The following is a 6,195-nucleotide window of genomic DNA, read 5'->3' as shown; positions in this document are numbered from 1 at the left end:
ATTTAACTATAGAAGTTTTCACATATTCATAAATGAAATTAACTATATTTGAAGTTTGAGTATTATTTTTGATAATTGCAGAAGGTAAAACTATGGAATAATTTATAGAGCTAATATTTGGAATAGTTCCATCTGTTCCGTTTGCAAGAACTTTAAAAGATATTGTGGCAGAGCTTAAGCTTGGAATTGTAATATTTAGGCTTAAACCATTTTGAGGATTAGCATTTAAGATGGATGAGCCATTGAGAATTAAACTATTTTGAATGAAACTTGTAGTGATTGGAATTGAATCAGTAAAAACAATATCAGATATTTCATTTGGTGAATTATTATAAATGACGATTGTATAAGTTATAGTGCTTCCTGGTGAAGCGATTTCCTTATCAATGCTTTTGACAAGGCTTGTGCTATCAATAAAAAGGTTAGTTGTAACAACATTACTAACTTTCCCAATAGCATAAATAGGACCATTATTTATAGGTCTAAATGTGGCTTGGGTATAAGCAAAATTACTAATAGTATCTGTAAGAGGAGTGTTAGGATTTATATTTACAGAATAAGTTATAGTGTAGACTGTACCATAAGGGACAGAGCCTAAGTTTATTCCAGCTTGGATATCCTCACTACTTGGAATTCCATTTATACTTAAAGAATTTGGAATAAGGGTAGTGTTAGAAGGAATTGTGTCTTGAACAAAGCCAGTTAAAGCATCGGCACCACCATCATTTGTAACTATCAATGTATAAGTTAGAGTATTTTTAGGTGTTGTAAGTATTTTATCAACATACTTTACTGGTGTTAAATATGTTTGTTTTGAGTCTATTTCAAGACCAAGCATACCTACAAAAAGTACATCTCCTTGAAAGCCGATTGAAATAGTTGCAGAGGTACTATTATTTGCTAAAATTCCACTTGCATCAACGTTTGTAATATCAAACATATCCCGTGCATAAGTTGGGCCTGTAAAAGGTGAAGTCCCAGTTTGTCTAGGTACATTATATTGAGCAAAGCTACCAACAGTAGTTACGTTTCCTGTATAATCGCAAATTTGATTATTGAAAAAGTTATTTGCAGGATTGTAGGGACCTGATAAGACCCCAGAATTTAAAGTTACAACGTCACCAGGAGCAAAATAATTACTTTCTACGGCTTGAATATAAACTCTAGCTTTAACAGTTCCAAAACTTGGGGTGTTAAAGCCCGAGGCAACGGCAGATCCTCCATTTTGAATAAAACCTGTATAAAAACTTAAATTTCTAATTGGCATTGAAGGATGTGTATATGCAATTAAAATTCCCCAACCTATACCATGAACATCAAAGCTAGAAGTAAAAGCTAAGTCTGTAACAGAATAAGAGCCAAAACCAGAATTTTGTACAATAGTTGTTACATCAGTAGCACCAGAGTTTGAATCAGTCCAGTTTAAATTTACTTTATGGGGAATACTATTTGAGTCAATTAAAGTTACATTTCCAGCAGGTGAATAAGAATTACTTTGAACAGTTAAAATTGCAAAAACAACATTAGAACCAATTGGAACATCAGCAGGTGAAGGGTTTAAAACTGCAAAAGATCCAAGTTTGGAGCCAAGAGTTGAAGTTCCAGCGTAAGTGTCTACTGAAAAAGAACTTGTGATTCCATTTCCACTATTTAAATTAGGATCTAGAGTGATACCAGTAGCACAGTAAGTGCTATTAGCTGACATACCAACAGTATTTCCAGTATGAATCATTTTTAAAGGGCCAGTTTGAGAAAATCTAAGTGTTAGTGCCATAAAATCAGTCTCCTTTCAGTATATATTACTCAGTTGAATATATAATTGTTAAATTAACTAAAATTTTTAATAGGTATAGGTATTTACAATTATTATTTTAGGTATAATTAAAAGAAAGTGGAGGTAGATTATGGATTTTAAAGAAATTATTAAAAAGAATGAATATGATTTTTTAAGAAATGAAAAATCATTAGGAAACAATATTATTCTTTTAGCACCTGCTGGAAGCTATGCATATGGAACAAATGTAAGTAACAATAATCATGTATCTGATATTGATATAAGAGGTGTTTATTTAAATTCAAAGGAAGAACTTCTTTTAATGGATTGTGAGGAAAAGCCTTATGAAAATAGAGAACTTGATGTTGTTTTATATCCTCTTAAGCAAATTATTAAACTTTTAAGAGCCTGCAATCCTAACACAATTGAACTTTTAGGATTAAAGGAAGATAGATACATTTATCTTTCTAAGGAGGGGAAAATGCTTTTAGATAATAGAGAGTTATTTTTATCTAAAAGAGCTTATGCATCCTTTGGAGGATATGCAGTTCAGCAACTTAGAAGACTTCAAAATGCACTAGCACGTGATTCATATCCTCAAGGTGAAAAAGAAGAACATATTAAAAAATCCATTGAAAAGCAAATGCTAACTTTCAATGATAGATACAAAGAATTTGGAGATGGATTTATAAATTTAGAAGTAGAAGAATCAAAGAAAATTGATTTAGAAAAAGAAATTTTAATAGATGTAAACTTAAAAGCTTATCCATTACGTGATTTCAAAAACATTTATAGTGAAATGAATCAAATCATAAGAGACTATGATAAATTAAATAAAAGAAATTCTAAGAAAGATGAAACCCATCTTTTAAAACATGCAATGCATTTAATTAGACTTCTTTTAATGGGGAATGAAATTTTAAGTGGAAAGGGAATAAACACTTATAGAGAAAATGACAGAGAGTTTTTACTGAATATTAGAAATGGAAAATATTCATATGAAGAGATATTTTCTTTTGTAGATAAATTTGAAGAAGAGTTTAAATATGCATATATCCATACTGAACTTAATGAAAAGGAAGATACAAAAAGAATAAATGAGTTAGTAATGGAAATAAATAAAGGTATATTGAAAAGATAGGAGGCAGAAAGCTATGAGAGAAGAACTTGAAGAGTTTTTATGTGCAATAGATGAAGAAAGTTTGTCTAAAGATTATGAAAATATAGAAGCTACTATTTTAAAGTTTGTACCAGAGCTTACACTAATAAAAGATGTAACTCAAGAAAACAAGCATCATATATATAATGTTTTAAAACATACCTTGTATTCAATTGCCTATAGTAAGAAAGATAAAAAGGTGAGAGTAGTCCTTCTTTTACATGATATAGGAAAAGGAAAATGCAAAACAATAGATGAAAAGGGAGTTGCACATTTTTACCTTCATCCATTAAAATCAAAAGATTTAAGTTATCCTATATTAAAAAGACTTGGATATGAAGAAAAAGAAATTAAAGAGATTTTATCTTTAATAAAAAATCATGACAGACAGCTTCCATCTAAAAAAGCAATAAGAAAGCTTTTAAAAGAAATGAAAAAAGAGGAGGTATTAACGCTTTTAGAAGTTAAAAAAGGTGATGCAAAAGGTCAAAATCCAGAATTTCTAGAGCCTAAGCTACAAGCAATTGAATATATTAAAGAAAATTTAACTGAAACAATATAGTGGATATAACCTATATATTTTAGGTTATAAAAAATAAATATAAAATTTTGAAAGAGTATATCTTAGATTTTTTTAGTCTCCTTTTTTTATCTGTGGGATTACATTATAATAAAGATATTACAATGTGAAGGTGGTTTTTTTATGAAAAGGAATGCTGCACAAAGAGAGCTTAAAAAGTTTGAAAGTCAGTTTAGAAAAACTCATGAGATTATTCATAATTCAGGAGTTAAAGCTTTAATATCAGAGGATATATCTATAAGGAAGAAGCTAGCTACTCTTTTAGAGATTAAAGAGTTTAATTTAAAGGGGTATGAGGATGTATATGAGGATTACCTTGACCTTTTAAAATATATTTCAAGAGAAATTTTAGAAGATTATAATAAGAAAAATAATAGTAATTTTAAATTTAATGATATAGCAGGAGAAAATTATAGAAATCTTATTAATTCAGGTATAATGACTATTTTAGTTAAGGAGCATATTCCAAGAGTTATACGTGAAGATTTTGATAAGGCTTTTCCAGATAATCCTAAGGATGAATTTATTTTAGCTAGAAAGATAGAAAGAAAGTTTATAATTCATTTAGGAGATACAAATACAGGTAAAACCTATAATGCAATGGAAAGATTAAAAACTGCTAAGGAAGGTGTTTATTTATCACCACTTAGAATTCTTGCTCTTGAAATTTTTGAGAAGTTAAATGATGAGGGCATTACTTGTAGTCTTTCAACAGGTGAGGAAGAAGACATTAAGGAAAAGGCTACTCATATGAGTTGTACTATTGAAAAAGCTAACTTAAAGAAGCTTTATGATATTGCAGTTATTGACGAAATTCAAATGCTCCATGATATGCAAAGGGGAGATGCTTGGACAAAAGCACTTTTAGGACTACCAGCAAGAGAGATTCATCTTTGTGGTGCATTAAGTAGTTTAGATATAATAAAAGAAATTTTAGATAATATTGGTGAAGACTATGAAATAAAGGAATATAAAAGAAGAGTTCCTTTAGAGGTTGAAAGACATGAATTTAACCTAAAGGATGTAGAAGAAGGAGATGCCTTAGTTCTTTTCTCAAAGAAAAAGGTATTAGAAAAAGCTGATGCTTTATCTAAAATGGGAATTAAGGCTAGCATTATTTATGGAGATTTACCTCCTGAAGTGCGTAAAAAGCAATATGAAATGTTTATAAATAAAGAAACAACAGTAGTAGTAACAACAGATGCTATAGGAATGGGAGTCAACCTTCCTATTAGAAGAATAGTATTTTTAAATACTAAAAAGTTTGATGGTGAAGAGGTTCGTGAGTTAAAATCACAAGAAGTAAAGCAAATTGGTGGAAGAGCTGGAAGGCTTGGAATCTATGAAACAGGTTATGTAAGTACAATAAAGGGATATATTGATTTTATAGCAGAAAAGCTAGAGGAAGAAGATGAAAAAATTAAAAAGGCAGTACTAGGGCCATCAGATGCAATAGTTAAAATTGAAGGCTTAAAGCTTAAAGAAAAACTTGCCCTTTGGAAAGAAAAAGATCCAAAGCTTGATATCTATAAAAAGATGGATATCTCAGAATATCTTTTAATTTTAGATAGAGTTAAAAAATATAAATTAAAAGATGAGGATGAATGGAGTCTTTTAAAGGTAGCCTTTGATGTTAAAAATGATGATTTAATGAAAACATTCTTAAACTTTATAGATGAATACTTCGTCTTAAAATATGAGGAACTTTTAAAACCAGAATGTTTAACTCATGGATTAACAGATCTTGAAATATACTATCAAAAAGTAAATATGTATTATTCATTCTCAAAGAATTTTAATTTAAAGATAGATATACAGTGGATTAAAAATGAAAGAATTAGAATTAGTGATGAAATAAATGATATTTTAATAAGAAATTAAGCAAAAGCTTCCAAGATTTTTGGGAGCTTTTTATATTAGAAAATATTTTTAAAAATATAATAAAAATTATGTAAAAGTAGTGGCAAAATTTAAGGGATTTTATATTATATAACATAGGTATCATTAAGATACAAAACCTAAGGAGGAACTGAAAATGGCTAATTTAAATCAAGAATATTCAATTCAAAATGCAGATGTGGTTACTCAACTTACAGGACTTGGAAGTCAAATGGGTGTAGATATAATTATAAAAGCACCTGCAGGAAAGACAATTACAGTAGAGACAGGGTCTACTATTCAATTAGACTGGGTTGATACTACAGGAGCAAAAAAATTTGCTAAAGTTCTTACAGCAGGAACAATAAATGATTCTACAGGAATAACTTTTGGTCCTTATTATCCTGATGGAGTAGTTTTTGAAGATCAAGCAGCCGTTGATGCTTTCTTTACAACAGATGTTACAGCTAAGATATACAAAGCTACTATAGCTTAAAATTTAAGATACAAAAAATAGCTAGTTTTGACACTAGCTATTTTAAAATAAAAGGAGGAGAGGTGTTATGGCAGGTGCTAGTCTAGATATAAATTTAACTAAAGAGAATACTATAATAACTTCAATTCCTGTAATTTATAATATTGAAATTTTAATTGATTTAGAGGAGTATAGTGAATACATTAAAGAAGAAAATGGAAGAATCTATCTAGAAACAGACTTGGAGATACCAGTAATAATTAATGGAGAGGAAAAGGTAAGTAGTATTTCATTAATTAACTACTATAATGTAAATGAAATTTTAGATA

The 6,195-nt window shown here is 29.1% G+C and carries 6 protein-coding genes; 5 read left to right on the top strand and 1 reads right to left on the bottom strand.

The genetic code is table 11. From position 1 onward, the window contains the following. The coding region (locus ACRC28_RS00125) for a DUF11 domain-containing protein (RefSeq protein ID WP_438541431.1) at positions 1–1,774 on the bottom strand (1,774 nt) is incomplete at its 3' end. Positions 1,775–1,904: 130 nt separating this feature from the next. Between ACRC28_RS00125 and ACRC28_RS00120 the strand changes: the two genes are divergently transcribed. The 5 genes from ACRC28_RS00120 to ACRC28_RS00100 form a co-directional block, all read left to right on the top strand. Beyond that, on the top strand, positions 1,905–2,915 hold the full coding sequence (locus tag ACRC28_RS00120) for a DNA polymerase beta superfamily protein (protein ID WP_438541430.1): 1,011 nt from the start codon (positions 1,905–1,907) through the stop codon (positions 2,913–2,915). A 13-nt stretch (positions 2,916–2,928) separates the two neighbouring features. Beyond that, positions 2,929–3,495 carry an HD domain-containing protein gene (locus ACRC28_RS00115; protein WP_438541429.1) on the top strand — a complete coding sequence of 189 codons (567 nt, stop codon included), beginning with the start codon at positions 2,929–2,931 and terminating at the stop codon, positions 3,493–3,495. Between the two features lie 141 nt (positions 3,496–3,636). Continuing rightward, positions 3,637–5,394, top strand: a complete 1,758-nt coding sequence (locus tag ACRC28_RS00110; protein WP_438541428.1) for a helicase-related protein — start codon at positions 3,637–3,639, stop codon at positions 5,392–5,394. A 154-nt stretch (positions 5,395–5,548) separates the two neighbouring features. Continuing rightward, positions 5,549–5,887, top strand: coding sequence for a hypothetical protein (locus ACRC28_RS00105; RefSeq protein ID WP_438541427.1), 339 nt, complete (start codon positions 5,549–5,551; stop codon positions 5,885–5,887). Between the two features lie 67 nt (positions 5,888–5,954). Then, a partial coding sequence (locus ACRC28_RS00100) for a hypothetical protein (protein ID WP_438541426.1) occupies positions 5,955–6,195 on the top strand: 241 nt, incomplete at its 3' end.

Origin of the sequence: Clostridium sp., from assembly GCF_051650885.1 — a bacterium.
Taxonomy (GTDB): domain Bacteria; phylum Bacillota; class Clostridia; order Clostridiales; family Clostridiaceae; genus Clostridium.
The sequence above is the reverse complement of the archived record's forward strand: the minus strand, read 5'-3'. Positions and strand labels throughout refer to the sequence as shown.

Coding starts and splice junctions, on each gene's coding strand:
- ACRC28_RS00120 (WP_438541430.1), top strand. CDS start 1,905: ATGGATTTTAAAGAAATTATTAAAAAGAATGAATATGATTTTTTAAGA.
- ACRC28_RS00115 (WP_438541429.1), top strand. CDS start 2,929: ATGAGAGAAGAACTTGAAGAGTTTTTATGTGCAATAGATGAAGAAAGT.
- ACRC28_RS00110 (WP_438541428.1), top strand. CDS start 3,637: ATGAAAAGGAATGCTGCACAAAGAGAGCTTAAAAAGTTTGAAAGTCAG.
- ACRC28_RS00105 (WP_438541427.1), top strand. CDS start 5,549: ATGGCTAATTTAAATCAAGAATATTCAATTCAAAATGCAGATGTGGTT.